General features: G+C 62.4%; 19 protein-coding genes and 1 tRNA gene. 6 read left to right on the forward strand and 14 right to left on the reverse strand.

From position 1 onward, the window contains the following. Positions 1 to 12: 12 nt before the first annotated feature. From M3484_RS02525 to M3484_RS02550, 6 genes are read right to left on the reverse strand one after another with little or no spacing between them, the layout of a single operon-like run. Complete coding sequence (locus M3484_RS02525; RefSeq protein ID WP_249495621.1) at positions 13 to 1,638, reverse strand: alpha-D-glucose phosphate-specific phosphoglucomutase; 1,626 nt, start codon at positions 1,636 to 1,638, stop codon at positions 13 to 15. A gap of 30 nt (positions 1,639 to 1,668) precedes the next feature. Further along, positions 1,669 to 3,732, reverse strand: a complete 2,064-nt coding sequence (gene glgX / locus M3484_RS02530) for a glycogen debranching protein GlgX (protein ID WP_249495622.1) — start codon at positions 3,730 to 3,732, stop codon at positions 1,669 to 1,671. Further along, complete coding sequence (gene glgA, locus M3484_RS02535; RefSeq protein WP_249495623.1) at positions 3,729 to 5,198, reverse strand: glycogen synthase GlgA; 1,470 nt, start codon at positions 5,196 to 5,198, stop codon at positions 3,729 to 3,731. Before glgA ends, glgX begins: the two co-directional genes overlap by 4 nt. 55 nt (positions 5,199 to 5,253) lie before the next feature. Beyond that, on the reverse strand, positions 5,254 to 6,516 hold the full coding sequence (gene glgC, locus M3484_RS02540) for a glucose-1-phosphate adenylyltransferase (RefSeq protein ID WP_249495624.1): 1,263 nt from the start codon (positions 6,514 to 6,516) through the stop codon (positions 5,254 to 5,256). A 52-nt stretch (positions 6,517 to 6,568) separates the two neighbouring features. After that, positions 6,569 to 8,752, reverse strand: a complete 2,184-nt coding sequence (glgB, locus tag M3484_RS02545) for a 1,4-alpha-glucan branching protein GlgB (RefSeq protein WP_249495625.1) — start codon at positions 8,750 to 8,752, stop codon at positions 6,569 to 6,571. 24 nt (positions 8,753 to 8,776) lie between these two features. Then, entirely contained in the window at positions 8,777 to 11,182 is a 2,406-nt protein-coding gene (locus tag M3484_RS02550) for a glycogen/starch/alpha-glucan phosphorylase (protein WP_249495626.1), read from the reverse strand. A gap of 207 nt (positions 11,183 to 11,389) precedes the next feature. Between M3484_RS02550 and M3484_RS02555 the strand changes: the two genes are divergently transcribed. Then, positions 11,390 to 11,824, forward strand: a complete 435-nt coding sequence (locus M3484_RS02555) for an RrF2 family transcriptional regulator (RefSeq protein WP_092897508.1) — start codon at positions 11,390 to 11,392, stop codon at positions 11,822 to 11,824. A 25-nt stretch (positions 11,825 to 11,849) separates the two neighbouring features. Here M3484_RS02555 and M3484_RS02560 read toward each other — a convergent pair whose 3' ends face one another. The 3 genes from M3484_RS02560 to M3484_RS02565 all read right to left on the reverse strand — a co-directional run bounded on the left by M3484_RS02560 (position 11,850) and on the right by M3484_RS02565 (position 12,982). After that, complete coding sequence (locus tag M3484_RS02560; protein ID WP_092897506.1) at positions 11,850 to 12,224, reverse strand: TfoX/Sxy family DNA transformation protein; 375 nt, start codon at positions 12,222 to 12,224, stop codon at positions 11,850 to 11,852. A gap of 220 nt (positions 12,225 to 12,444) precedes the next feature. Next, positions 12,445 to 12,576, reverse strand: a complete 132-nt coding sequence (locus M3484_RS23555) for a hypothetical protein (protein ID WP_283258266.1) — start codon at positions 12,574 to 12,576, stop codon at positions 12,445 to 12,447. A gap of 214 nt (positions 12,577 to 12,790) precedes the next feature. After that, a complete protein-coding gene (locus tag M3484_RS02565) occupies positions 12,791 to 12,982 on the reverse strand; it encodes a heavy-metal-associated domain-containing protein (RefSeq protein WP_249495627.1) in 192 nt (63 codons plus the stop codon). 169 nt (positions 12,983 to 13,151) lie between these two features. Between M3484_RS02565 and M3484_RS02570 the strand changes: the two genes are divergently transcribed. Together M3484_RS02570 and cueR are read left to right on the forward strand one after the other, a co-directional pair. After that, entirely contained in the window at positions 13,152 to 15,563 is a 2,412-nt protein-coding gene (locus M3484_RS02570) for a heavy metal translocating P-type ATPase (RefSeq protein ID WP_249495628.1), read from the forward strand. Continuing rightward, positions 15,560 to 15,973, forward strand: a complete 414-nt coding sequence (gene cueR / locus M3484_RS02575) for a Cu(I)-responsive transcriptional regulator (protein WP_249495629.1) — start codon at positions 15,560 to 15,562, stop codon at positions 15,971 to 15,973. The genes M3484_RS02570 and cueR overlap by 4 nt, the downstream gene beginning before the upstream one ends. Before the next feature lie 103 nt (positions 15,974 to 16,076). Here cueR and ndk read toward each other — a convergent pair whose 3' ends face one another. The 3 genes from ndk to M3484_RS02590 form a co-directional block, all read right to left on the reverse strand. Continuing rightward, positions 16,077 to 16,499 carry a nucleoside-diphosphate kinase gene (ndk, locus tag M3484_RS02580; RefSeq protein WP_249495630.1) on the reverse strand — a complete coding sequence of 141 codons (423 nt, stop codon included), beginning with the start codon at positions 16,497 to 16,499 and terminating at the stop codon, positions 16,077 to 16,079. A 273-nt stretch (positions 16,500 to 16,772) separates the two neighbouring features. Next, positions 16,773 to 17,234 carry a cytochrome c-type biogenesis protein gene (locus M3484_RS02585; RefSeq protein ID WP_092897498.1) on the reverse strand — a complete coding sequence of 154 codons (462 nt, stop codon included), beginning with the start codon at positions 17,232 to 17,234 and terminating at the stop codon, positions 16,773 to 16,775. Next, on the reverse strand, positions 17,231 to 19,354 hold the full coding sequence (locus M3484_RS02590; protein WP_249495631.1) for a heme lyase CcmF/NrfE family subunit: 2,124 nt from the start codon (positions 19,352 to 19,354) through the stop codon (positions 17,231 to 17,233). The genes M3484_RS02585 and M3484_RS02590 overlap by 4 nt, the downstream gene beginning before the upstream one ends. Positions 19,355 to 19,504: 150 nt before the next feature. Between M3484_RS02590 and rocF the strand changes: the two genes are divergently transcribed. Both rocF and M3484_RS02600 read left to right on the forward strand, forming a co-directional pair. After that, positions 19,505 to 20,428 carry an arginase gene (gene rocF, locus M3484_RS02595; protein ID WP_249495632.1) on the forward strand — a complete coding sequence of 308 codons (924 nt, stop codon included), beginning with the start codon at positions 19,505 to 19,507 and terminating at the stop codon, positions 20,426 to 20,428. 1,873 nt (positions 20,429 to 22,301) lie between these two features. Next, positions 22,302 to 22,499: a hypothetical protein gene (locus M3484_RS02600; RefSeq protein WP_249495633.1), complete on the forward strand. Its 198-nt coding sequence runs from the start codon at positions 22,302 to 22,304 to the stop codon at positions 22,497 to 22,499. A 388-nt stretch (positions 22,500 to 22,887) separates the two neighbouring features. Here M3484_RS02600 and M3484_RS02605 read toward each other — a convergent pair. After that, a tRNA-Leu gene (locus tag M3484_RS02605) sits at positions 22,888 to 22,974 on the reverse strand. 329 nt (positions 22,975 to 23,303) lie between these two features. Here M3484_RS02605 and lipB point away from each other — a divergent pair. Continuing rightward, positions 23,304 to 23,981: a lipoyl(octanoyl) transferase LipB gene (gene lipB, locus M3484_RS02610; protein WP_249495634.1), complete on the forward strand. Its 678-nt coding sequence runs from the start codon at positions 23,304 to 23,306 to the stop codon at positions 23,979 to 23,981. Between the two features lie 260 nt (positions 23,982 to 24,241). Here lipB and M3484_RS02615 read toward each other — a convergent pair whose 3' ends face one another. Beyond that, on the reverse strand, positions 24,242 to 25,747 hold the full coding sequence (locus M3484_RS02615) for an NAD(P)(+) transhydrogenase (Re/Si-specific) subunit beta (protein WP_092897388.1): 1,506 nt from the start codon (positions 25,745 to 25,747) through the stop codon (positions 24,242 to 24,244). Positions 25,748 to 25,762 lie beyond the last annotated feature (15 nt).

Here is a 25,762-nt window from a genome sequence, read left to right on the forward strand (position 1 = left end):
CGGGTGTCGCGATCAGGTGATCACATCAGGCGAGCTTCGCCCGGTAAAGCCCTGAATATTGGCAATTTCATGTGCGGCGCTAATAACGTTTTCCAGCGCTTCCTGCGGATCCCTGTCAAGCCCCTCGGGCCCGGGCGCAAAGGCTTCAAGGTAAAGCCGCAGCGTTGCTCCCTCGGTGCCCGTGCCCGAAAGCCGGTAGACCGCCCTGGTCCCATCGCCGAACTGCACCCGGATGCCCTGCTTTTGCGACATCGAGCCATCAACCGGATCATGATAGGCGAAATCATCGGCGGCGGTTACAGACAGGCCGGCAACCACTTGACCAGGCAGGGTTTTCAGATTCTCCCGCAGCGTCAGGAACATCTGATCGGCACGCGAGGAATCCACCGCTTCGAAATCATGGCGGGAATAGTAGTTGCGGCCGAACTGCGCGAAATGCGCCTCCAGGATCCCGGCCACACTTTCCTTGCGAACGGCCAGGATATTCAGCCACATAAGCACAGCCCAAAGCCCGTCTTTCTCGCGTACATGGTCGGATCCGGTGCCGAAACTCTCTTCGCCGCAAAGTGTAACACGGCCCGCATCCAGCAGATTTCCAAAGAATTTCCAGCCTGTGGGGGTCTCATAGGCTTCTATGCCCAGATGTTTCGCCACCCGGTCCACTGCGCCCGAGGTCGGCATCGAGCGCGCTACGCCCTTCAGACCCGCCTTATAGCCCTTTGCCAGATGCGCATTTGCCGCCAGCACCGCCAGACTGTCCGAGGGCGAGACATAGATCCCGCGCCCGACCACCATATTGCGGTCGCCATCGCCATCCGAGGCCGCGCCGAAATCGGGCGCATCCTCGCCCATCATCTCATCCATCAGATCCGAGGCCCAGGTCGGGTTCGGGTCAGGATGCATGCCGCCAAAATCCGGCAAAGGCGTTGCATTGACCACGGTTCCGGCAGCGGCGCCGAGCCGTTTTTCAAGGATCTCAACGGCATAAGGGCCGGTGATCGCAGACATGGAATCCATCCGCATCCGGAAACCGGCACCAAACAGCGCCCGGATCGCGTTGAAATCAAACAGGGTCTCCATCAGATCGGCATAATCGGCGACCGGATCAACGACCTCGACGACCATCTCGCCAAGCTGCCGGAGGCCGGGCGAAGACAGGTCGACATCGGTTGTTTCGAAAATATGATAGGCGCTGAGAGCGCCACTGCGCGCGAACATGGCCTCAGTCACCGATTCCGGCGCGGGACCGCCATTGGGCATGTTGAATTTTACGCCGAAATCCTCATCGGGGCCGCCAGGATTATGGCTGGCGGACATGATGATGCCGCCATCGGTTTTTCTAAGCCGGATCAGATGGCTGGCAGCCGGAGTTGACAAAAGGGCACCCTGCCCGATGATCACTTTCGCCGCGCCATTGGCGGCGGCCATCCGCAAGATGACCTGAGCCGCGCGGTCATTGAAATAGCGCCCGTCACCGCCCAGGACAAAGGTCTTGCCCTCGGCACCAACCACGTCGAACAGCGCCTGAATGAAATTCTCAAGGTAATGTGGGCCCATGAAAACACGGGTCTTTTTGCGCAACCCGCTGGTGCCGGGCTTCTGGCCCGCAATGGGCGTGGTCGCAACGGTCAGTTTCATCCGCTCTCTCCTCGGGGAATACGGGCGCTTTCAGACGGAAGAGGCTGGAATCATTACCAGAACCGCATTCGCCGGCACCGTATCCGGTGCCGCACCAGCTGTAAGATCCGGGCGCGTGGTGTCAAGCACCAGCTGCCAGCCCTGCTGCGTTTCGGGCAATCTGAGCGGCAAGTCCCCGCCCGGGTTGAAGACCAGAAATAGCGGCCCGGAACCCGGCTCTCCACCCTCAGCTGCCATGCGCAACTCCAGGCAAAGACAGAGGAATTCGGGATCCTGCCAATCCCCCGCCGACGGCTCCTTCCCATCGGCACGGCGCCAGATCACGTCGCGAAACCCATCGGCGCGGATCTTGCCATGAAGGAAGCGATGCTGGCGCAGTTCGGGATGCGCGCGGCGTAATGTGGCGAGGCGACCGACAAAGGTGGTCAGCGCCTGATCCGCCTTGCTCCAGTCGGCCCAGGTGATCGGATTGTCCTGGGCATAGGCGTTGTTATTGCCGCCCTGGCTATGACCGATCTCATCGCCCATCAGCCACATCGGCACGCCTTGCGACAGGAACAGCGTCGCCAGAAGGTTGCGTTTGCGCAAATCCCGCGCAGCCTGGATCACCGGGTCTGCACTCGGCCCCTCGACGCCCATATTGTCGGAATGGTTGTCGGAATGGCCGTCGCGATTGCCCTCGCCATTGGCCTCATTATGCTTTTCACTATAGCTGACAAGGTCTTGCAGCGTGAAGCCGTCATGGCTTGTGAGGAAATTCACCGAGGCCGTTGCCTGCCTTCCTGAATGGTCAAACAACCCCGCCGATCCCAGCAGCACCCCGGCCAGGTCGGCTGCCCGCCGGGGCTCGCCGCGCCAGAAGCGACGCACGCCGTCGCGGTAACGGTCATTCCATTCGCTGAAGGGCGCCGGAAAGCCCCCCAGCTGATAGCCTCCGGGTCCGATATCCCAGGGCTCTGCGATCAGCCTGACCCTGGCCAAAACCGGGTCCTGGCGCAGCGCATCCAGAAATCCCGCGCCCGGGTCAAAGCCACCCGGTTCACGCGCCAGCACGGTTGCAAGGTCAAAGCGGAAGCCGTCCACCAGCCCGGTCTCGACCCAGTAGCGCAAGGAATCCATCACCAGCCGCAACACCATCGGATGCGTCAGATCGAGCGTGTTCCCGGTGCCCGCGTCATTGTCATAATGGCGCCCGCCCGCGAGCCGGTAAAAACTCGCATTGTCGAGACCACGCAGCGAGAGATGCGGGCCATGCTCGTCGCTTTCCGCCGAATGGTTGTAGACAACGTCCAGGATCACCCCGATCCCGGCGCGGTGCAGATGAGTGACCATCTCGCGCCAGGCCACCATCCCCCCCGGGCCGGTATAACGCGGCTCGGGCACGAACCAGTTCAGCGTGTTATAGCCCCAGTAATTTCTCAGCCCTTTCGCGACGAGGAACCGTTCATCGGCGATGGCATGGACCGGCAGGAATTCGACATCTGTCACGCCCGCACGGGTCAGATGGCCGATCACCATATCCGATGCAAAGCCGGCGCAGGTGCCGCGCAGCGCCTCGTCCACTCCCGGATGCAGCATGGTCGCGCCTCGCAGATGCGCCTCGCAGATGACGCTGTCGGCAAGGCTGTGACCGGGCCGGGGATGATCCGGCACCGGCAGCGGCGCGGTCACCACCGATTTCGGGATGAACGCCGCGCTGTCGCGGCTGTCAAAACTGAGATCCCCCGCCGGATCGCCGGTCACATAGCCGAAAACCGCATCATCCCAGAGAAACCGACCATGCAAGCCCCGTGCCCAGGGGTCGATCAGCAGTTTGTTCGGGTTAAAGCGATGCCCTTCTTCCGGCGCCCAGGGGCCATGGGCGCGAAAGCCATAAAGCGCGCCCTCGCCTAGGCCCCCGACATGCAGATGCCAGATATCGCCATTGCGTTCGACAAAGGGCAGACGCGCGATTTCACGGCTCCCATCGGGTGAGAACAAACAAAGCTCGATCGCCGTTGCATTGGCGGAAAAGGTGGCGAAATTGACCCCGGTTGCGGTCAGGCTTGCCCCCATCGGAAAGGGCTGCCCGGCGCCGGTGACGAAGTCCGTCACCGCAGCAGTCCTTCATAAAGCGCGGCATAAGCGCGAGCAGATCCGGCCCAGCCGTTTTCCTGCTCCATCGCGTTGCGGCGCAGCCGGGCCCAGGTTTTCTGATCCGCATATAGCGCGTTCAGCCGCCGTAGGGCCTGGGTCAGCGCCAGCACATCGGTCGGCCAGAAGGTGATGCCGGTCGCCACGCCCGCATTCAGCGCCGCCGGAGAGGCGGGGATCACGGTATCGGCCAGCCCGCCCACTGCGGCCACGACCGGGATCGTGCCATAGCGCAGCCCATACATCTGCGTCAGCCCGCATGGCTCGAACCGGGAGGGCACCAGGACCGCGTCGCCGCCCTGAAACAGCCGGTGCGACAGGCCCTCATCATAGCCGATCCTGACCGAAACCCGACCCGGCCAGCGCGCCGCAAGCGACAGCATCTGTGCCTCCGCTCCGGCATCGCCCGAGCCAAGCACTGCAAGCCCGCCCCCGCCTTCGATGAAATCCGGCAAGGCGGCCGGCAGCAGATCCACCCCCTTCTGATCGGTCAGCCGCGAGACCAGCACCGCAAGCGGCCCCGGCACCGAGAGCCCGAATTCAGCCTGCAACGCCGCCCGCGCCTCGGCTTTGCCGGACATGGATGTCGCCGAATAAGCGTTCACAATCTCTGCCTCCGGCGACCAGACCCTGGTATCGATCCCGTTCACAATCCCCGAGACCACGGCGCTCCGGGCCGCCAGCACACCCTGCAGCCCCAGCCCGAATTCCGGTCGCATCAGTTCTGCCGCGTAATTCGGCGAGACCGTGGTGATCCTGTCCGCCGTGATCAGCCCGGCCTTCAGCAAAGATAAGCCGCCATAATATTCCAGCGCATCGGCATGGAATTCCGCCGCAGGCAGCCGCAATTCGCCCAGAAGACGTGCCGGCGCATGGCCCTGAAAGGCAAAATTATGCACCGTGATCACCGAGGCACAGCCGCCAGACCCGTGATAGGCCAGATAGGCCGGCGCAAGCCCGGTCTGCCAGTCATGCGCGTGCAAAACATCCGGCTTCCAGGCCTTGCCACGGGTCAGCTGGACCCCCTCGCGCGCCACCCGCGCCGCCATCCAGGACAAAGCCGCAAAGCGCTGCGGATTATCGCCCCAGTCACCGCCCGGACCATGATATGGCCCGCCTTCGCGGTCAAAGAGATGGGGCGCATCCAGCAAGAACAGTGAAAGCCCGCCCGTCTCACCGGCAAAAACCCGGGCCTCGCCGCCAAAAAGCGCCTCTTCGCGCATCACCTCGCGAAAGCCGCCGCCTTTGGCCAGCAGCGCGCGCAACGCCCGATAGGCGGGCAGCATCACCCGCATTTCCCAGCCCGCAGGGGCAAGCGCCTCCGGCAGCGCCCCCACCACATCGGCAAGCCCGCCCGTTTTGACCAGAGGCACCGCCTCCGACGCCACTGACAAAACCCGACCGCCCATCTGTACTTTCCTTTTCATCTGTCCTTAAATATCCCACGGGGGTCCGGGGGTGTGAAACCCCCGGCTCCACCGCTCACATCCCGCTCCCGCGCGCGCGCCGGTCAAGCATCTCCTGCGTTACCAGCACCACACCGCCTTCACTGCGGCGGAACCAGCGCGCGTCCTCCTCGGGATCATGCCCCACGATCAACCCCTCCGGGATCATCACCCCGGAATCAATCACGCAATTTCTGAGTTCCGCATTCCTGCCAATATCCACCCGTGGAAGCGCAACCACATGTTCGAGCACCGAAAAACTATGCGCCCGGCAGCCGGTGAACAGCAGAGAATTCCTGATCTCAGACCCCGAGACGATGCAATCCCCTGAAACCAGAGAAGAAATAGCCTGCCCACGCCGCCCATCCTCATCATGGATGAATTTCGCCGGCGGCACGATCTCGGCATAGGTCCAGATCGGCCAGTCCCGGTCATAAAGATCCAGCTTGGGCACGAATTCGGTCAGGTCGATATTGGCCTGCCAATAAGCATCCAGCGTGCCCACGTCGCGCCAGTAAGGCTCATCTTCGATGCCGGTCGTCACGCAGCTGTCGGCAAAGCGATGCGCGATGGCTTTGCCGCCCCTGACAATGGCCGGGATAAGGTCATTGCCGAAATCATGGCTGGAATTGCTGTCGACCACATCGCGCAGCAGCAGATCGCGCAAAAACGCCCAGTCAAAAACATAGATCCCCATCGAGGCAAGCGCATGTGCCTCATCCCCGGGGATCCCCGGTGGATCAGCGGGTTTTTCAAGGAAATCGGTGATCCGCATCTGGCCATCGACCGCCATCACGCCAAAGGCCGAGGCCTCCGCCCGCGGGACGGTCAGGCAGCCTATGGTCACATCGGCCCCGGTATCGACATGCTGTTGCAGCATGATCTCGTAATCCATTTTGTAAATGTGATCCCCGGCAAGGATCACCACATACCGGACGTTATAGCTGTCGATGATGTCGATATTCTGCGCCACCGCATCGGCGGTGCCGCGATACCAGTTCACCTCATCCATCCGCTGGCTGGCGGGCAGAACATCGAGATATTCATTGCGCTCGGCGCGGAAAAAGCTCCAGCCGCGCTGGACATGGCGGATCAGGCTATGGGCCTTGTATTGCGTCGCGATCGCCATTTTGCGGATGCCGGAATTCAGCGCATTCGAAAGCGCGAAATCGATGATCCGCTGCTTGCCGCCAAAATAAACCGCCGGTTTCGCGCGCCGGTCGGTCAGCTCTTTCAGCCGCGATCCCCGCCCTCCTGCCAGCACGAAAGCCATGGCCTGGGCCGACAGTCTCTTGTTCACTCTTGCCTTCATATTCCCCTCCCCGGATATGGCGGTTTGTCAGACCGGGCCGCTACTCGATCACTCGTTCCAAAAATACAGATGACAGCGGTGGCAGGGTCACCATGGCCGAAACCGGCTCGCCCTGCGCTGCGATTTCCTCGGTGACCACGCCGCCGAGATTGCCGCGATCCTGGCCGCCATAGGCCGCCGCATCACTGTTGAGCCTTTCGCGCCAGAAACCATTCCCGGGCAGGCCAAGCCTGACCAGGCGCGCGACCGGGGTCATGTTGCAGGCGACCACGACCGGCGCGTCCCCGGCATCGCCAAAGCGGGCCCAGGCAAAGACTGACGCCTCTGCCTCATCGGCCAAAAGCCAGCGGAACCCCTCGGGCCGCGTGTCATGGCGGTAAAGCGCCGGCGTCTCGCGATAGAGAAAGTTCAGATCCCGCAGCCAGAGCTGTACGCCGCGATGGGCCGGGATCGCCTCCTGATCCCAGTCGAGGCCACGATCATGGTTCCATTCGCGTCCCTGCGCGAAATCCTGGCCCATGAACAACAATTTCTTGCCCGGATGGCCCCACATGAACCCGTAAAATGCCCGCAGGTTGGCGAATTGTTGTTCACCTTCCCCCGGCATCTTGCCGATCATCGAACCTTTGCCATGCACCACCTCGTCATGGCTGATCGGCAGCACGAAGTTTTCGCTGAAGGCATAGGATGACGCAAAGGTCATCTTATTGTGGTCAAATTGACGGTAAACCGGATCAAGCTTCATGTAATTCAGGCTGTCATTCATCCAGCCCATGTTCCATTTGAACCCGAACCCCAGACCGCCCTGATCCACAGCACGCGACACACCGGGAAAGCTGGTCGATTCCTCGGCCGATGTCATTGCCCAGGGGCAATGGGCATAAACGGCGGTGTTCATCGCGCGCAGCATGGCGATGGCCTCGTAATTCTCGCGCCCGCCATCCTTGTTCGGCACCCACTGCCCCGGCGCGCGCGAATAGTCGCGATAGAGCATTGAGGCCACGGCATCGACCCGCAGCCCGTCGGCGCCGTAAACCTCGAGCCAGTAAAGCGCATTCGAGATCAGGTAGTTAGAGACCTCGGCCCGGCCGTAATTATAGATCAGCGTGTTCCAGTCCTGGTGGAAGCCTTCCTTCGGGTCCTGGTGTTCATAAAGCGCGGTGCCGTCGAAACGGCCCAGCCCATGCGGATCGGTCGGGAAATGGCCAGGCACCCAGTCCAGGATCACACCAATGTGGCGCCGATGCGCGGCGGCGATGAAAGCGCGGAATTCGTCGGGCGTGCCATGGCGCACGGTTGGGGCGAAAAGCCCGATCGGCTGATAGCCCCAGGATCCGTCGAACGGGTATTCGGAAACCGGCAAAAGCTCGATATGGGTATAGCCCATCCATTCGACATAACCAAGCAACTGTTCGGAAAGTTCAGCCCAGGACAGGATCCGCCCGCCCTCTGCCCGTCGCCATGACGCCGCATGAACCTCATAGATCGAGATCGGCGCATCGACGGAGTTCCGCCTTGCCCTGATCTCGGGCCAGGCGCCCTCTTCATGCGCGCCCGGCAGACGGCGCAGGACGCTGGCATTCGCCGGCGGATGTTCCGAGCCAAAACCGACCGGATCGGACTTCAGCGGCAGGATCTGGCCGCCCTGGCCCCGGATCTCGTATTTATAGCTTTCGCGTTCTTTCAGCCCGGGGATGAAAATCTCCCAAATGCCGGTCTGGCCACGCTGGCGCATCACATGCCGGCGTCCGTCCCAGGTGTTGAAGGCGCCCACAACTGAGACACGCTCGGCCGAGGGTGCCCAGACCGCGAAATGCGCGCCCTCAACGCCCTCATGGGAGATCAGATGGCCGCCAAGCGCCTGCCAGAGCCGCTGATGGCTGCCTTCGCCCAGGAAATATTCGTCAATCTCGCCCAGAACCGGCCCGAAGGCATAGGGGTCGTCATAGTCCCAGGCCCAGCCAGCACCCTCGGCCCGCAGGCGATAACCGGACCAGCCCGGCATCTCGCAGGTGAAGACCCCAGGAATGCCGGGCCAGGCTCTGGCCCGATACTCGCCGCCCGGTGTCACCACGATCAGACGCGCGGCATCGGGCATGAATGCGGTCAGAACCCAGCGGCCTGCATAGTCATGCAGCCCGAGAACGGAAAAAGGATCGCCGTGACGGCCCTCGGCTATCGCACGGACATCCACATCATCGGGCAGTCCAGCCGCTGTTCCCACTTATGGGCCTTCCCTTCAACCGGCTTACAATGCCGAAGTCACATTCCACACATCTTTCATGTAGCCACGGATTGTCCGGTCTGACGAGAAAAATCCACTGCGCGCGGTGTTTAATGCGGCCATCCGGGTCCAGCGTCCGCGATCTGCGAAAGCGGCATCCACCTGAGATTGCGCCGCGTGGTAAGAGGCGAAATCGGACGAGACGAGGAAATAGTCATGGTGCCAGACGCCATGGACGATGCCGTGATAGCGGTCGGGCTGATCGGGTGAAAAACGCCCCTCTGCGATCATCTGCAGCGCGTCCTGCAATTCCTGGCTTGCCTCGATGGCGCGGCGCTCATGTTCGGCCTCTTTGCGCCGTTCGATCACCTCTTCGGCGGTCAGCCCGAAGAGGAAGAAGTTCTCCGCGCCCACCTCCTGCAATATCTCGACATTCGCGCCGTCAAGCGTGCCGATGGTCGGCGCGCCATTCATCATGAATTTCATATTGCCGGTGCCAGAGGCCTCTTTGCCGGCCGTCGAAATCTGTTCCGAAAGATCGGCAGCCGGAACCAGCCATTCCGCCATCGAGACATTGTAATTCGCCGGGTAAACCACTTTCAGCAGCTCACCGGTTTTCGGATCATTATTAATGACTTCTGCGGCATCATTGATAAGCCGGATGATCTCTTTCGCCACCGCGTAGCCGGGCGCGGCCTTGCCACCGAATATCTTGACCCGCGGCACGGGATTGGCGATCTGCCCGTTCCTGAGCTTGTTCCAATGCGCGATGGTTTCCAGAATGTTCAGAAGTTGGCGCTTATATTCATGGATCCGCTTGACCTGGACGTCGAACATCGCATCCGGTGATACCTTGATCCCGTAGGCCTCGCCGATCCGGTTCGAGACGCGGATCTTATTGATGCGCTTGGCCTCGTGGAAGGCCTCGCAAAACCCGGCATCCCCGACATGCGGCTCAAGCCCCTTCAGCCGGTCGAGATCATCCTCCCAGCCCTCGCCAATGGTTTCTGTGATCAGTGCCGCCAGCGGGCGGTTGCACATTTTCAGCCAGCGCCGCGGGGTTACACCATTGGTTTCATTGATGATCCGCCCCGGATGCAAGATGTTCAGCTCGGAGAAGAGGTTCTTCTTCACCAGGTCCGAATGCAGCGCCGAGACTCCATTCACCTTATGCGACGTGATAAAGGCCAGCTCGCCCATCCGGACCTCGTGATGCTTCACAATGCCAACATAATGCGGCGGATTATAGGTCTCGCGGTGCCAGGCATCGATGCGCTCGACAATCTGCATATGGCGCGGCAGCACATTCCCAAAGGTGAATGTCGCCCAACGCTCAAGCGCTTCGGGCAAGAGCGTGTGGTTCGTATAGCCCAGACAGCCCTGCGCCGTTTCCAGCGCATCGGCGAAATCCATCCCGTGTTCGTCGGTCAAAAGCCGGATCAGCTCTGGCCCCGCAATCGCGGGATGGGTGTCATTCATCTGGATCGCCACATGTTTCGGCAGATCGCGCAGACTGCTGTTGGCGGTGAGAAAACGGCGGATGATGTCCTGAAGCGCGGCAGAGGTCAGCAGGAACTCCTGTTTCAGCCTGAGTTCTTTGCCCTGATAAGTGGTGTCATCGGGGTAAAGGACGCGGGACAGCGTGCGCGCCAGCGCCTCGGGTTCGGCGGCGGCCGCGTAATCGCCGCGATTGAACCGTTCCAAGTCAAATTGCGTTGTCGGTTTCGCCGCCCAAAGCCGCAGCGTATTGGCCCATTTGCCCTGCCAGCCGATCACCGGCGTATCATATGCCTCGGCCAGTACGGTCTCGCCCGGGGTCCATATCTGTCTGCCATCTTTCCTGGTGACCTCGCCCTTGAAGCCGATCAGATAGGCGCTTTCGGGGCGTGGGAATTCCCAGGGGTGGGCCTGGCTCAGCCAGTCTTCCGGCGTCTCGACCTGGCGTCCGCCCTCGAAGAGCTGGCGGAAAAGACCATGCTCATAGCGGATGCCATAGCCGTAAGCCGGGCAGCCCACCGTTGCCATCGATTCCATGAAACATGCCGCAAGCCGCCCGAGCCCGCCATTCCCGAGCGCGGCATCCGGCTCGTTCCCGATCAGCGCGCGCAGATCCATCCCCACCGCCGACATCGCCTGATCGGCCTTGTCATAAAGCCCGAGATTGGTGATCGCATCTTCCAGCAGTCGCCCGATCAGAAACTCCATCGACAGGTAGCAGACACGCTTATGCCCTGTGGCCCAGGTCTTTCTGGTCGATTTGAACCAGGGCTCAACAATCCGGTCCCTGACCGCGTAAGACAGGGCCATCCGCCAGTCATAGAGGCCCGCATTGGCGCCATCTTTGCCGAGGGTGAATGTCATATGCCGCAAAATGTCGGTCGAGAGGTCACCGGGCAGGAGTTCGCTGAAGGAATGGCTGGAGTCGGTCACCTGGGAACACCTGTCTCGCTAACGGTTACGACCCATATGAACAGGCGGCGCGGATCAAGCGCAATGCTGCATCTGCATATTGCGCCATATCCGCCCCTCCCGGGTCTGAAAAAGCGCCACTGAAAAAGGCATATCTGATCTATGTCATGGCGCGACCCGGCTCCGGACCCGGAAAACATGGGTATTCATCATCCAGGAGACCCGGGAATGCATCTGACCACGCGCACGAGCCTCGCCATGAAGACCCTGATGTTTTGTGCCGTGAATCCCGGCCGGATCGTCCGGCGGACCGAGATTGCCCAGGCCTGCAATGCCTCGGAGAACCATCTCGCCCAGGTCATTTATCTGCTGGCGCAGCAGGGATTCCTGAAAACCATTCGCGGACGTTCCGGCGGGCTGACACTGGCGCGCCCGCCCGAAGAGGTGACGGTCGGCGAGGTGTTTCGCAAATTCGAACGCGTGCTGGCCTTCAGCGATTGCATCGGCCCGGAAAAGGGCGACTGCCCGCTGGCCGGAAACTGCCGGCTGACCTGTGTGCTCAACGGGGCGCTGGATGCGTTTTACGCAAGGCTTGACGCCACGCGGCTGTCTGACCTTGTGGACGGCAATGACGCCCTCGCCCGCCAGCTGCGTGTCGCCTGAGGCATCAGGATGCGGGCGTTGTCGCTCAGCTGGCTTTTGCGACCACGCCGATATCGCGCAGCGCCTGATCCAGCGCCAGATTGCGGCCGCTGTCGGAATTGCGCGTCTCTTTGCAGATTGCATCAAACCGTTTGCGCAGGGCCTTTTTCTCTTCGCCCTTACAATCATTCCAGGGCCGCCCCTGCAGGCCCATTACGATGACATAATAGCCGATGAAATGCGGTCTGCTGCCTGAAAGCAGCAGCCGGCGATAGCCCTCATCCGCCCCCAGTGCCCGCAGCTCGCCGGCGCTGAGGATCCCGGCACGCGCGAAAGCGGCTTCGGTCGCCGGCCCAAGATTTGGAATCGACGAGACGGCGTCCTCCTGAGGACCGGACTGATCAGGCTGTGGCTGTGTCATGGTGCAAGTTTCGCAGCCCCGACGGCGGGCTGCAAGCCCCGCCTCTGATTCCGGCCTGGGGCAAACCGCTCCGCCCGACCCGCGCGCCAGGAATACACGCCCGGAATGCACGCGCTGGCAGCGCATCAGTGAAACGCAAAAGGGCCGGCCTCCGGGGCCGACCCTGTTCTCTGCTCCGGCGCTCCGACCAGGGGTCATCCCACCGGTCAGCCGTATGGGCTCAGATCGAGGCCCAGTCCGTGAAAATCGTTTTTCCGCCCTGCTGCTGCTGCGGGGTGCTGCCCTGCTGCTGTTGCTGCTGGGGTGCGGGGGATTGGCTTCCACCCTGCTGAGGTTGTTGTTTCGTCGCCATTTTACTGCTCCACGAGGTAAAAAGCAGCGATGCTGCTCTGAAACCTCATTTGCGCTTTCGCGAAACACTATACAAGTGGGTGATTCGGCACCAATGCGTCGTGAATGTTCACATGTGCGGCATTCGCCACAGTCCGTGCCGCTCAGACAGGCAAAATGACGAGAAACTACGCGGCTGACGCCCCCTAAACGGCGCCAGCCACGTCTGTACCGGCTCAGGCACGCACCGTCGCCGGAAAGCCTGCCTCATCCAGCGCCGCCACCACCGCACCGGCATCAGCGCCCTCAACCGCCACCTCGCGCAGGGCCAGATCGACCGCAACGCTTTGCGCAATCGGCTTCAGCGCCGCCTCCACCGAGGCTTTGCAATGGCCGCAATTCATATCGGGAACCGAAAGTCTGATCATCGTGATCTCCTGTCTTTCACCGTGATATGCGCCTTCCCGCAGGGGTAAGGTCAAGCCCTGCGATGGCACAAACCAGCCATGCAAAAGCCGCATGACATTTTCCCGGCCAGGGGTCTTGACCTTCCTGTGACCGGAAGCCTCATATGTCTTACCCGAAAGGGATCATTCCATGACCAGTACTCTGACACCCCCGCACCATACTGCAGCAGACCAGGCCAGCCTCGCCCGACTTCAGCTGGAGGGCATGACCTGCGCCTCCTGCACCGGTCGGGTCGAGCGCGCGCTGAAAGCCGTGCCTGGCGTCGAAGAGGCCAGCGCCAATTTCGCCACCGGCGAGGCGCAGGTGCGCTATCACGCCCCGGCCGATCCGCAAGCGCTTGCCGCCAGCGTCGCGAAAATCGGCTATCCGGTCAAACCCGTGACGGTCGAGCTTTCGGTCGAGGGCATGACCTGCGCCTCCTGTACCGGCCGGGTGGAGCGGGTGCTGAAGGCACAGCCGGGCGTGATTTCGGCCACAGCCAATCTGGCGACACGGCGCGCGACGGTAGAACTGTGGCAAACATCGGATCCGGCCGCCCTTGCCAATGCGGTCACCAAAGCGGGCTATAAGACGGTGCCGCTGGCCACCGCGACCCCTGCGGATCCGGGGCGTGATGAACGGATCCTGTGGCGCGATACGCTGATCGCGGCGGTGCTCACCCTGCCCGTCTTTGTGACCGAGATGGGCGGCCATCTGATCCCGTCCTTCCACCACTGGCTGCATATGGCTTTTGGCACCACCCAGATCTGGCTGATGCAATTCGTGCTGGCGAGCCTGGTTCTGGCATTCCCCGGCAGGCGGTTCTTCGTCAAAGGCATCCCGGCGCTGTTGCGGGCGGCCCCCGATATGAACAGTCTCGTGGCGCTTGGCACACTGGCAGCCTGGTCCTATTCGGTGCTGGTTCTGGCCCTGCCCGGGCTGTTTCCCGAAAGCGCCCGCGCCGTCTATTTCGAGGCCGCCGCCGTGATCGTGGCGCTGATCCTTGCCGGTCGTGCAATGGAGGCGCGGGCACGTGGTCGCGCCGGTGCCGCCATTGCCGGCCTGATCGGCCTGCAGCCGAAAACTGCGCGGCTTGAAGACGGGACCGATATCGCGGTCGCGGATCTCACCCCCGGAATGCGGGTTGCGCTGCGCGCCGGAGAACGGGTGCCGGTCGACGGGCGGGTGATCTCGGGCATGTCTGCGGTGGATGAAAGCATGCTCACCGGCGAGCCGTTGCCGGTGGCCAAAACGGCTGACGACCGCGTGACCGGCGGCACCGTCAACGGCAATGGGGCATTGGTGATCGAGGTCTCAGCGGTGGGGGCAGATACGGTTCTGGCCCGTATCACCGCCATGGTCGAAGAAGCCCAGGGCTCGAAACTGCCGGTCGAGGCGCTGATCGACCGCGTGACCATGTGGTTTGTGCCGGCGGTGCTGGGGGTGGCGGCGGTGACCGTTGGGCTTTGGCTTGCGCTGACCGGCGATGTGGCCCGGGCGCTGGTCGCCGGGGTCTCGGTCCTGATCATCGCCTGCCCCTGTGCGATGGGTCTCGCCACCCCGGTTTCGATCCTGGTCGGCACGGGACGTGCGGCGCAGATGGGTGTGTTGTTCCGGCGCGGCGAGGCGCTGCAACGGCTTTCCGATCAGAGGCGGATCAGCTTTGACAAAACCGGAACCCTGACCGAGGGCCGCCCGCATGTGGTCGGGATCGAGGGGGACGCGACCCTCCTGCCCCTTGCGGCGGCGGTCGAGCGTGGCTCGGAACATCCGCTGGCCAATGCGATCCTCGCCGCCGCCGGAGGTGACATCCCGGACGCGCGCGACTTCTCCACCCGCCCCGGCTACGGCGCCGAGGCCCTTGTCGGGGAAAGCCGCATCGCCGTCGGTGCCGCACGAATGTTTGACCATATCCCCGAGGCACTGGCGAGCAGTGCCGAGGCAGCCGCTGCACGTGGCGAAAGCCTGGTCTTTGTCGCAAAAGACGGCGAGGTGGCCGGGTTGATCCGGGTGGCGGATCAGCTGAAACCCGGCTCGGCCCGCGCCATTGCGGCGCTGAAAGAGATGGGTGTGACACCGGCGATGATCTCGGGCGATACCGAAGCGGCCGCGCGTCATGTCGCCGCCCGGCTCGGCATCGAAGAGGTCCATGCCGGCGTGTTGCCAGAAGGCAAGCAAGAGATCGTCAGCCGGATCGGCGGTGCATTTGTCGGCGACGGCATCAATGACGCGCCGGCGCTGGCGGCGGCCGGGGTCGGAATCTCGATGGGATCGGGCAGCGATGTGGCGATCGAGGCGGGCGATGTCGTGCTGATGCGGGGCGATCCGCTGGCGGTGGCTTCGGCGCTGCGGCTCAGCCGCGCGGTGATGAAGAATATCCGCGAGAACCTGATCTGGGCTTTCGGCTATAATACCGCGCTGATCCCGGTGGCGGCGGGCGTGCTGGTGCCCTTTGGCGGCCCGCAGCTGTCGCCGATGCTGGCGGCGGGGGCGATGGCTTTATCCTCGATCTTCGTGCTGACCAATGCGCTGCGATTGCGCTTTGTGAGGGCTGTGCAATGAACATCAAAGACGTGGCCGCGCGCGCCGGCCTGCCCGCAAAAACCATCCGCTATTACGAAGAGATCGGCCTGATCCGCCCCTTGCGCGCCGCCAATGGCTACCGCGCATTTCGCGAGAGCGACCTGCACAAACTCGCCTTTCTCGGCCGCGCGCGCTCGCTTGGCTTTACCATCGGGGAATGCCGGGCGCTGATGGCCCTTTATGAGGATCAGTCGCGGGCGAGCGCCGATGTCAAAGCGCTGGCGCAAAGCCATCTCGCCCAGATTGCGGCGAAAATCAAAGAGCTGAAGGCGATGCAGGCAACGCTTACAGACCTTGTCAGCGCCTGCGCCGGTGATCATCGGCCCGATTGCCCGATCCTCGCGGGACTCGCTTCAGACAGTCCATCCGGCAAAGACTGCTGCGCCTGAGCAAAAAAAGGCGCGCCCCTGAACCAGAGGCGCGCTCAAATTCCTGAGCAGGAATTTGGGCCGAAATCTGAATTCAGATTTCGGCTCCTGTTCAACCGGCGGCTCAGCCGACCAGTTCAAGACCCGAGAAGAAGAAGGCGATCTCGCGGGCAGCCGATTCCGGGCTGTCCGAGCCATGAACCGAGTTTTCGCCTTTCGACAGTGCGAATTCCTTGCGGATGGTGCCCTCTGCAGCCGCAGCCGGATCGGTCGCGCCCATGACTTCACGGTTTTTTGCAATCGCGCCTTCACCTTCCAGCACCTGCAGAACCACCGGCTCCGAGATCATGAAGGAGACGAGTTCGCCATAGAAGGGGCGCTCACGGTGCTCGCCGTAGAATTCGCCAGCCTGTGCGGCGGTCAGCTGCACGCGCTTCGATGCGACGACGCGCAGGCCGGCCTCTTCGAATTTCGCGACGATCTTGCCGGTCAGGTTGCGTTTGGTGGCATCGGGTTTGATGATCGAGAAGGTGCGCTCAAGGGCCATGGGGCTCTCCAAATTCTGGGGGGCCACAGATGCGGCCCGTGTGTGGGCGCGCTGCTAGCATGGGAATGTATCAAAGGAAAGTGGGGCTTGCGCAGTGGCAAGGCGCGCAGGGCGTTTTTCAGGAAACGCCGCGACATCTTCGCGGAAAACCCGGCAAGGGCCCGGATCGGCCCGGAGCGCGCCTTGTCGCTTTCGGCATATGCCACCGCTGCAGACAACGGTGAGGCGCACGAGATGAAGCTGGGGCAAGGCAAAAGCAGGCGAAACGCCGCGTCAGTCCTTCAAGATCTCGGCCAGGCGCGCCTCTTCTTCGGCGCTCAGCGGCACCGGCGGTGCGGGCACCGCAGCCTGGCGCTTGCGGCGCGCCAGCCAGATCCCGCCCCCCGCAGCCAGCAGCGCCACCGGCCCCGAGAGCCACAAAATCCAGTTCCATCCCGAGGCGCGCGGGTTGAACAGCACGAATTCGCCATAGCGCGCCACCACAAAGTCGATGACCTCGTCATTGCTGTCGCCCGCCACCAGCCGCTCGCGAATGATCAGCCGCAGATCCCGGCTGATCGGCGCAGTGGAATCGTCAATGGTCTCGCCCTGGCAGACCGGACAGCGGATCTCGCGGCTGATCATGCGGGCCCGGGTTTCAAGGCCGGGATCCGCCAGGATCTCATCGGGCTGTACCGCCAGAACGGGGCCCGCAAGCAGCATCAGCGCCGCGATGAAAAACGCCTTAAGCCTCATTCCGCCGGCACCTTTGCACCTTTGGGCGCGGCCTTCGCCCCGCTCGCAGCCACCCGGTAACGCCGGTCGGTCAGGCTGATCAGCCCGCCAAGCGCCATCATCAGGCATCCGCCCCAAAGCCAGTTGGCAAAGGGTTCGATATAGGCACGTACCGCCCAGCCGCCGCCCTCCTGCGGATCGCCGATCACCAGGTAGATGTCGCGCAACCAGCCGTAATCAATCCCGGCCTCGGTCGTCGGCATCCCCTGCACCGGATAGGTCCGTTTTTCCGGGTAAAGCACCACAACCCGCGCGCCGCCCCTCGTCACCACCATCTCCGCCATGGTCGAGATGTAATTCGGGCCACGCACCTCGCGCACATTGGCCAGCTGCACATCATAAGGGCCAAGGCGGAAACTCTCGCCCTCCCGGACGACACTGATCTCCTCAACCTTCCAGGCCAGCAGGGCCGAGACGGCGAAAACCGTAACGCCCATCCCGGCATGGGCCACGACCTTGCCCCATTCCGAGCGCGGCAGTCGCATCAGACGCCCAAGCCGGTCCCCCCCACGCCCGCTGCGCCCCCAAAGATCGGTCAATGCGCCAAAGACCACCCAGGAGCCAAGCATCACGCCCAAAGGCCCGAGCGCCGAGCGCCCGGTCTGCACCGCCCAGATAAGCCCCAGCACTGCAAGCGCCAGCATCAGAAGCGGGAACCGCGCCCGGAACCGCGCGGGGATCTGTTTCCAGATGGTGGCAAGCCCTGCGCCCGCCCCCACCAGCGCCACAGCCGCGATCATCCCATGGCCCGCCAGCAGCGCCAGCGACAGAACTGCAACCCCGGCTGCCGCCAGCGCTGCCGGCCCGAGATCAGTCGTAACCCGTCCGGAATCGCCGCGCTTCCAGGCCAGCATGGCGCCAAAGGGCAGGATCAGCGCCAGCGCCACAAAGAACGGCGTGAAAGCGGCATTGAAGAATGGCTCGCCCACCGACATCACTCGGCCGAGCACCAGTTCGGCGAACAGTGGCCACATGGTGCCGACAAAAACCACGAAAGCCGCCACCGCGAGCAGGATATTATTCGCCACCAGCGCGCTTTCACGCGAGACGATGCCGAAGACGCCCTTCGCCTCCATCGCGCCGGCGCGGGCGGCGAACAGCACCAGACCACCGCCGGTGAAAAAGCCAAGGATGGCCAGGATGAACACGCCGCGCTCGGGGTCCGAGGCAAAGCTGTGCACGCTGGTGATCACCCCCGAACGCACGATGAAGGTACCGATCAGCGAAAACCCGAAGGCGAGGATCGCAAGAAGGATGGTCCAGGCTTTCAGGCTTTCGCGCTTTTCCACCACGATGGCGGAATGCAACAATGCGGCGGCGAGCAGCCAGGGCATGAAACTGGCATTCTCGACCGGATCCCAGAACCAGAACCCGCCCCAGCCAAGCTCGTAATAGGCCCACCAGGACCCGAGCGCGATGCCAATGGTCAGGAAAATCCAGGCGGCCAGCGTCCAGGGCCGCACCCACCGCGCCCAGGCCGCATCGACCCTGCCCCCGATCAGCGCCGCGATGGCAAAGCTGAAAGACATCGAAAGCCCGACATAGCCGAGATACAGAAACGGCGGATGGAAGGCGAGACCGGGATCCTGAAGCAACGGGTTCAGATCACGCCCGTCCATCGGCGCCTCGACCATCCTGATAAACGGATTAGAGGTCAGGATCATGAAGGCAAGAAACGCCACCCCGATCGAGCCCTGGACCCCGATGACGCGGGCGCGCAGCCGCTCGGGCAGGCCGGCGCCGAACCAGGCCGCCGAGGCCCCGAACAGCGCGAGGATCAGCGTCCACAAAAGGAGCGAGCCCTCATGGTTCCCCCAGGTCCCCGAGATCTTGTAAAGCATCGGTTTCAGCGAATGCGAATTCGACACCACCAGCGCCACCGAGAAATCCGAGGTGACAAAGGCATTGATCAACACCGCAAAGGCAAAGCCGACCAGCGCGAATTGCACCACCGCCGCAGGTCCGGCCAGCGCCATAAGCATATGATTGCCCCGATGCGCGCCCCAAAGCGGCAGAATCGTCTGTATCAGCGCCACCATCAGCGCCAGGATCAGGGCAAAATGCCCCAGCTCGATCAACATCTGGCTGTCTCCCTATCGCGGCTATCTTAGCTGTCCCGGCGCGCGGCTCCAATGCCTGGTTGCATCACCTTACTGCGCTTATCGGTCGCGCCCCGGCTGGCATGAGGCCGCAGGAGGTGCCAGGATGGCGCAAATCTCACCGGAGGCTACATGACCCGCATCATTCTTATCGGAGCCCCGGTCGATTCGGGTCAGCGCCGGCCAGGCTGTCTGATGGGCCCTTCGGCTTACCGCGTCGCGGGGCTCGCGCGCGCGATTGCCTCCGAAGGCCATGAGGTCGAAGATCGCGGCGATGTCACGGCGACGCCCCTGGCGGCGGTGCCCTGCGCCAACCCTGCCGTGGATCAGATGACCGAAACCGTCGGCTGGACCATGGCGCTGAAAGTGGCCGTGGAAGACGCGCTGAAGGATGGCGGCCTTCCGGTGATCATGGGGGGAGATCATTCTCTGGCGCTTGGCTCGGTCGCCGGAGCGGCCGCCTGGGCCGCAGCGCAGGCGCGACCGCTCTTCCTCCTCTGGCTGGATGCGCATTCGGATTTCCACACGCCACTGACCACAACCAGCGGCAATCTGCATGGCACACCGCTGGCTTATATCAACGGCCGCGATGGTTTTGATGGCTTTCCGCCCTTCCCCGCGCCGGTGCCCGCCGAGCGGATCTGCATGTTCGGCATCCGCTCGGTCGATCAGGCCGAACACGCGGCGATGCAGGAACGCGCCATTCAGATCAATGATATGCGGGTGATTGATGAGCGTGGCATCGTGGCGCCCCTGCGGGAATTTCTCGATCATGTGCGCGCGGTGAACGGGATGCTGCATGTCAGCCTTGATGTCGACTTCCTCGACCCCGCCATCGCACCGGCTGTCGGCACGACCGTGCCCGGCGGCACCACCTTCCGCGAGGCGCATCTGGTTATGGAATTGTTGCATGAATCGGCGCTGGTGACCTCGCTCGATCTGGTGGAACTGAACCCTTTCCTCGATGACCGTGGCATGACCACGCGCCTGATGGTGGATCTGGTCGGATCGCTCATGGGCAGGAAAGTGTTCGACAGACCTACGCGCAACAAGTGACTTAAGCCGGAAAGGGTGCGCTGCCCTCGTTCTCGCATTACGAGGGCTCGCCCGGGATATCGATGGGCAGATAATGGAACAGCTTGGTTTCTGTTGGTAAATATTCCCGATAGAGAGAGCAGAAGATCGCATCTAATGACTTGAAAAACTTGCCATCTTCTCCGGGCACGCCACTTACGGTGCGACAGCTTTATGCGTCAGGTGAAAGACAAGACTTCAGAGACGAAAGAGGGGCGTGCGGGGGTGTTACAAGGATCACTACGCTGCGATGTGAATAGCCACCTGTTTCCTTGACGTCATCTTCTCTGAGTTCAGGCAAGGTAGCCATGAGGAGCACACGCAGTTTCACTGACGCGTTCAGGCGTGATGCGGTCGCGTTGATGACCCGGCCGGACTATCCGGTCGGCGAAGTGTCAGAACGGTTTTTGAACGCTCCCCCCGTAAACGGAAGGCAGACACAGGCTCTGATCTGCGGTTTACCGATCTCCGAGAAGAAGGAGATCAGGGATGTCGGAACGCAGGCAGCAGGCATCTGAGTTCAGGGCGAAAGTCGCGCTGGCCGCTGTCAATGGCGAGGAGACTGCGACCGAATCCGCGACCCGTCGCGCGCGCATCTTCTATTGCTCACCCAGGATGACACCGGACAGTACCTCAGACTGGCACGCCAGATCGGCGGACTGTTCCTGGAGTCCGCGATTTTCCGGGTTCGCCGGATGACCCGGTACATGCGCAACGATGGCCAGCTCGTCAACGAGAGCCGGATATGCCGGCTTAGGCGCTTCCCTGGGCCTATGCCGATCTCGCCTGGAAACCCAATACAAGCAGGCCGACGAAGGCCCAAAAGGGCTGTCGAGATCAGCTGCACGCAACGGGCGCAGACGCGGTGGATGCCGGGGCCGTTGGCGTGGCGACAGTCGGCGATGCTCTGATGGTCGGGAACGAGCCGGCGCGTCAATCACATCAAATCCACCTTTTGGCTGACCTCGCCTCAAGCCCGCGGCTGGACGCAATCTGTTTCAGCCGGCCATAGATGATCAGCTAAAGCAGTGTGGCAGTGTGGCAGTATGGTTGCCGGCCGCCCCCTCTGTGCAGGTGCCGACCGCACAAACCCGGGACCCACCAGATCAGGTTCGTTAATGTCGTCAATAAAGCGATCAACCATCCGAACAAGATGGTCCTCATGGATCCGGTCATCAAGCTGATCCGGAACAAGGAGCGTCTGCCCAGGCGCAAGGCCTTCGATAAAACCCGACATGGCTGTCCCCCGCGGCCACGCCGTAATCTATCGTGAAGCCGACTTACCACACAGGTTAGGCTCTTTACCTCCTGACTTCCGGCTGGTCCACCACTCCACTATTGGCCCGCCACCAGGCTGCCCGGGTCAGGACCTGGCGGAGAACGGATCTGCGTCACCACATAATCCGGACGAAACTTCCTTAAATTAGCCAGATTCCTCAGAGAATCAGTGATTCCTACTGCCCGCTGTCAAAGCCCTAACAGCGGCAAGGCTCACCCCCGCCCTCCCCAGAGCGGGGGTGAGATTTCCGGATATCAGTCGGAGCCTGCCCGGCTGCGCGGCGCCCCTTCGGCTGCCCCATTTCTCCACCATTGTTTCGGCACCACATAGAGCGGTAAAAAATGCGACGACGCTCAACCCGAATGTGACCTCTCTCGACAAGCCGGTGGAGAAACCAATAGCTTACGGGGGCGATGGCCATGTCTGCAGCGGTCAGGAATTCCCGGATCCGCGTTGCCGCCAACTCAGGCACGGTCCTCCTCGCGCACGCTCAGCTATGCGCCGGTCAATGCCCGTCCGGTGATCTCTCCGCCGTTATTGCTTTCAGATCGAGGCTGGCGGAGGGACGCAACCTTTATGCTCACCTCCTTCGCGGGCCTCGAGAACGCGCGGGCTGCACGACAAGATGACAACGTCTTCAGCAGCGTGCAGCACCCCGGTGGCAAGGGCGCGGTCAGGCGCAGTTTGCACCACCGCCGCAATCTCGACCTTCATCGCGGTGAAGACGAGCGCGTGGTTCAGAGCCTCGGTCTATTCCAGAACATGTTGAGCTAAATACCCGGGTTCCTTCAGGGTTGTGGCATTCGCCGCGCGCCCAAGGCGGATTCCCGACGCGACAGAACCCAGCAAGAATCCAACAGATTGCCACGGTCAGGCCGCGTCCGGAGTTCTTCGCGATTCAACAATGTATTGCGCGCGGCCCGCAGCATCGCAGCCTATCCCAGTCGGAAATACTGTGGACAGGTCGCGTGCCCTCAGGGCCACTTCGCCCCTCTCGGTTCCTGAAGGTCGTTTTTTGAAGCAGGCTGTTTCATCGCAGGAACTTGCCATACGCAGGTGCATCCGAAAAACGCGGCGAAATGGTTTAGTTTCAGGAACCCGAGAAAGAAAAAACCCCCGGCTTCCCATAAACGGCAGGAAACCGGGGGTTTTCAAACTGATCTGGTGCGGATGAAAAGACTCGAACTTTCACTCCGGTTAAGGAACAGCGACCTCAACGCTGCGCGTCTACCAATTCCGCCACATCCGCACTTTCAGATCAGCTGTCGGGTATTTAGCTTTACTCTCGGGCGAAGGAAAGGGGTAATTTCAACTTTCTCAGGCCAGAGGTGAACTTTCTTTGCGCCGCCATTTGTTCAGCCTTTCCGAAGGGTTACCCCAGGATCATGCCCCTGCCCGGCGCCCTGTCCCTGTCTTTTCCAGAACTGCGGTCTGATCTGCCACCCGCCGGTTGCCTGCGCCGCCTGGTTCATGGCAAAAGAGCGGTGCGGGGATCACAGGATCTGCCCTGAACCGCGCCCTGCCCGCCCGATGCGCGGCCCCGTGTCCCGTCTCTCAACCGCCGGAAGGCCCCCTGCCGTGACCGAATGGACCCATATCCCAGGCCTTGCGCCCTATGCCGAGACACTTGCCCGGATGGAGGCACGTGCCGGTGCCATAGCCGCCGGCACGGCGGATGAGGCCGTCTGGCTGCTGGAGCATCCGCCGCTTTATACTGCCGGCACCTCGGCACGTCCGGCAGATCTGGTGCAACCCGACCGTTTCCCGGTCTTTGCTGCCGGGCGTGGCGGGCAATATACCTATCACGGGCCGGGCCAGCGGGTGATCTATACCATGCTCGATCTCAAGAAACGCGGCGGCCCGAATGGCGGCGATGTGCGCTGTTTCGTGCGTGCGCTGGAGCGTTGGGTGATCGACACACTCGCGGAATTCGGGGTGAAGGGTGAGATCCGCCCCGGCCGCGTCGGCGTCTGGGTCACGCGCCCCGACCGCCCGCCTGCCCCTGATGGCAGCCCGGCCGAGGATAAGATCGCGGCCATCGGCATCAAGATCCGGAGGGGGGTCAGCTTTCACGGCATCTCGATCAATGTCGAGCCGGATCTGTCGCATTTCACCGGCATCGTGCCCTGCGGCATCCAGGACCACGGGGTGACGAGCCTTGTCGATCTGGGCCTGCCGGTCAGCCTGAACGACCTCGACGCGGCGCTGATGCGCCATTTCGAACCCGCTTTCACCTTTGCCTGTGCCACCGACTGATCGATACCCGGATCAGCCTCGCGGTCTGCAACGCGGCATGATGTGCGCGTACCATATGCCCGCGTTTCCCCTCTGATCGGGGACAATCAGCTGCGATTCAGATGGCTGCATGCTGCAACCGGACAACCCGGTATCGTGGCACTGGTTCTCCGTGCAGGGATTCGCGACCGACTTTCCCGATACCGTCCCTGCCGCGCGCAAACAGAAAAAAGGCCGCCCCGAAGGGCGGCCCTTTCTCTTCAATCCATTCACCGGTCCGCTCAGTCGAGCATCGGCAGCAGCTGGTCGATCGACTTTTTCGCATCGCCATAGAACATCCGCGTATTCTCTTTGTAGAAGAGCGGATTTTCGATGCCGGAATAGCCGGTGCCCTGGCCGCGCTTCGAGACAAAGACCTGCCGCGCTTTCCAGACTTCCAGCACCGGCATGCCGGCGATGGGCGAGTTCGGATCTTCCTGCGCCGCCGGGTTCACGATGTCATTTGAGCCGATCACGATGACCACATCGGTCTCGGGGAAGTCCTCATTGATCTCGTCCATTTCCAGAACGATGTCATAAGGCACCTTCGCCTCGGCCAGCAGCACGTTCATATGACCGGGCAGACGGCCCGCGACCGGGTGAATGGCAAAGCGCACATTCTTGCCGCGGGCGCGCAGCTTGCGGGTCAGCTCGGAAACCGATTGCTGCGCCTGGGCCACAGCCATGCCGTAACCCGGCACGATGATCACCGAATCTGCATCATTCAGCGCCGAGGCGACGCCATCGGCATCAATCGCCACCTGCTCGCCCGAGATCTCCATCGCCGGACCGGTGGTGCCACCGAAGCCGCCAAGGATCACCGAGATGAACGAGCGGTTCATCGCCTTACACATGATGTAGCTGAGGATCGCGCCCGAAGAGCCGACCAGCGCGCCGACCACGATCAGCAGATCATTCGACAGCGAGAAGCCGATCGCCGCCGCCGCCCAGCCGGAATAGCTGTTCAGCATCGACACCACGACCGGCATATCCGCGCCGCCGATCCCCATGATCAGGTGATAGCCGATGAACAAAGCTGCAACCGTCATCACTGCCAGCGCCCAGAACGAGCCTGTTTGCAGATAGACCACCAGCATCACGAGCGAGATCAGCGCGGCAGATGCGTTCAGAACATGGCCGCCCGGCAGCTTCTTCGCCTTGCCATCGACCTTGCCCGCCAGCTTGCCAAAGGCAATCACCGATCCGGTAAAGGTCACCGCGCCAATGAAGACGCCAAGGAAAGTCTCGACCCGCAGGATAGAGATCTCGGCCGCAGATTTACCGATCAGGGTCGCCACAAAACCCGAAGGCGGGGTTGTCGCCAGATCCTGCAAGGATTGCAGGCCGGCCTCAGAGCCGAAGGCAAGGTTCAGCAACGCCTCAGGATCCTGGGCGGCCCCAAGGAGCGCGCCAAGGCTCGCCATTTCGATATGGGTGTTGAAGCCGATAAACACCGCCGCAAGACCGACAAGCGAGTGCATCGCCGCCACGAGCTGCGGCATTTCGGTCATCTGGACGCGCTGTGCGACCACATAGCCCGCCGCACCGCCGGCAGCGATCAGCAGCGCCGAAAGCCACCACAGACCAGCGCCCGGGCCGACCAGCGTGGCGACAACCGCCAGCGCCATGCCAACGATCCCATACCAGACCGCGCGTTTCGCGCTTTCCTGGTTCGAAAGCCCGCCAAGCGAGAGGATGAAAAGAACAGCCGCGACAACATAGGCGGCGGTGGTGAAACCAAGATGCATCTGTTTCCCCCTCTC

The organism is Pseudomonas sp. GX19020 (genome assembly GCF_023371075.1).
GTDB lineage: Bacteria > Pseudomonadota > Alphaproteobacteria > Rhodobacterales > Rhodobacteraceae > Pseudogemmobacter.

What these genes read in the sequence shown, in the direction of transcription:
- M3484_RS02590 (WP_249495631.1), bottom strand. Translation starts at nt 19,354, where the DNA reads ATGTTGATCGAGCTGGGGCATTTTGCCCTGATCCTGGCGCTGATGGTG.
- glgA (WP_249495623.1), bottom strand. Translation starts at nt 5,198, where the DNA reads ATGAAAAGGAAAGTACAGATGGGCGGTCGGGTTTTGTCAGTGGCGTCG.
- rocF (WP_249495632.1), top strand. Translation starts at nt 19,505, where the DNA reads ATGACCCGCATCATTCTTATCGGAGCCCCGGTCGATTCGGGTCAGCGC.
- cueR (WP_249495629.1), top strand. Translation starts at nt 15,560, where the DNA reads ATGAACATCAAAGACGTGGCCGCGCGCGCCGGCCTGCCCGCAAAAACC.
- M3484_RS02565 (WP_249495627.1), bottom strand. Translation starts at nt 12,982, where the DNA reads ATGATCAGACTTTCGGTTCCCGATATGAATTGCGGCCATTGCAAAGCC.
- M3484_RS02600 (WP_249495633.1), top strand. Translation starts at nt 22,302, where the DNA reads ATGCTCACCTCCTTCGCGGGCCTCGAGAACGCGCGGGCTGCACGACAA.
- M3484_RS02525 (WP_249495621.1), bottom strand. Translation starts at nt 1,638, where the DNA reads ATGAAACTGACCGTTGCGACCACGCCCATTGCGGGCCAGAAGCCCGGC.
- M3484_RS02555 (WP_092897508.1), top strand. Translation starts at nt 11,390, where the DNA reads ATGCATCTGACCACGCGCACGAGCCTCGCCATGAAGACCCTGATGTTT.
- M3484_RS23555 (WP_283258266.1), bottom strand. Translation starts at nt 12,576, where the DNA reads ATGGCGACGAAACAACAACCTCAGCAGGGTGGAAGCCAATCCCCCGCA.
- M3484_RS02560 (WP_092897506.1), bottom strand. Translation starts at nt 12,224, where the DNA reads ATGACACAGCCACAGCCTGATCAGTCCGGTCCTCAGGAGGACGCCGTC.
- ndk (WP_249495630.1), bottom strand. Translation starts at nt 16,499, where the DNA reads ATGGCCCTTGAGCGCACCTTCTCGATCATCAAACCCGATGCCACCAAA.
- M3484_RS02585 (WP_092897498.1), bottom strand. Translation starts at nt 17,234, where the DNA reads ATGAGGCTTAAGGCGTTTTTCATCGCGGCGCTGATGCTGCTTGCGGGC.
- M3484_RS02615 (WP_092897388.1), bottom strand. Translation starts at nt 25,747, where the DNA reads ATGCATCTTGGTTTCACCACCGCCGCCTATGTTGTCGCGGCTGTTCTT.
- M3484_RS02570 (WP_249495628.1), top strand. Translation starts at nt 13,152, where the DNA reads ATGACCAGTACTCTGACACCCCCGCACCATACTGCAGCAGACCAGGCC.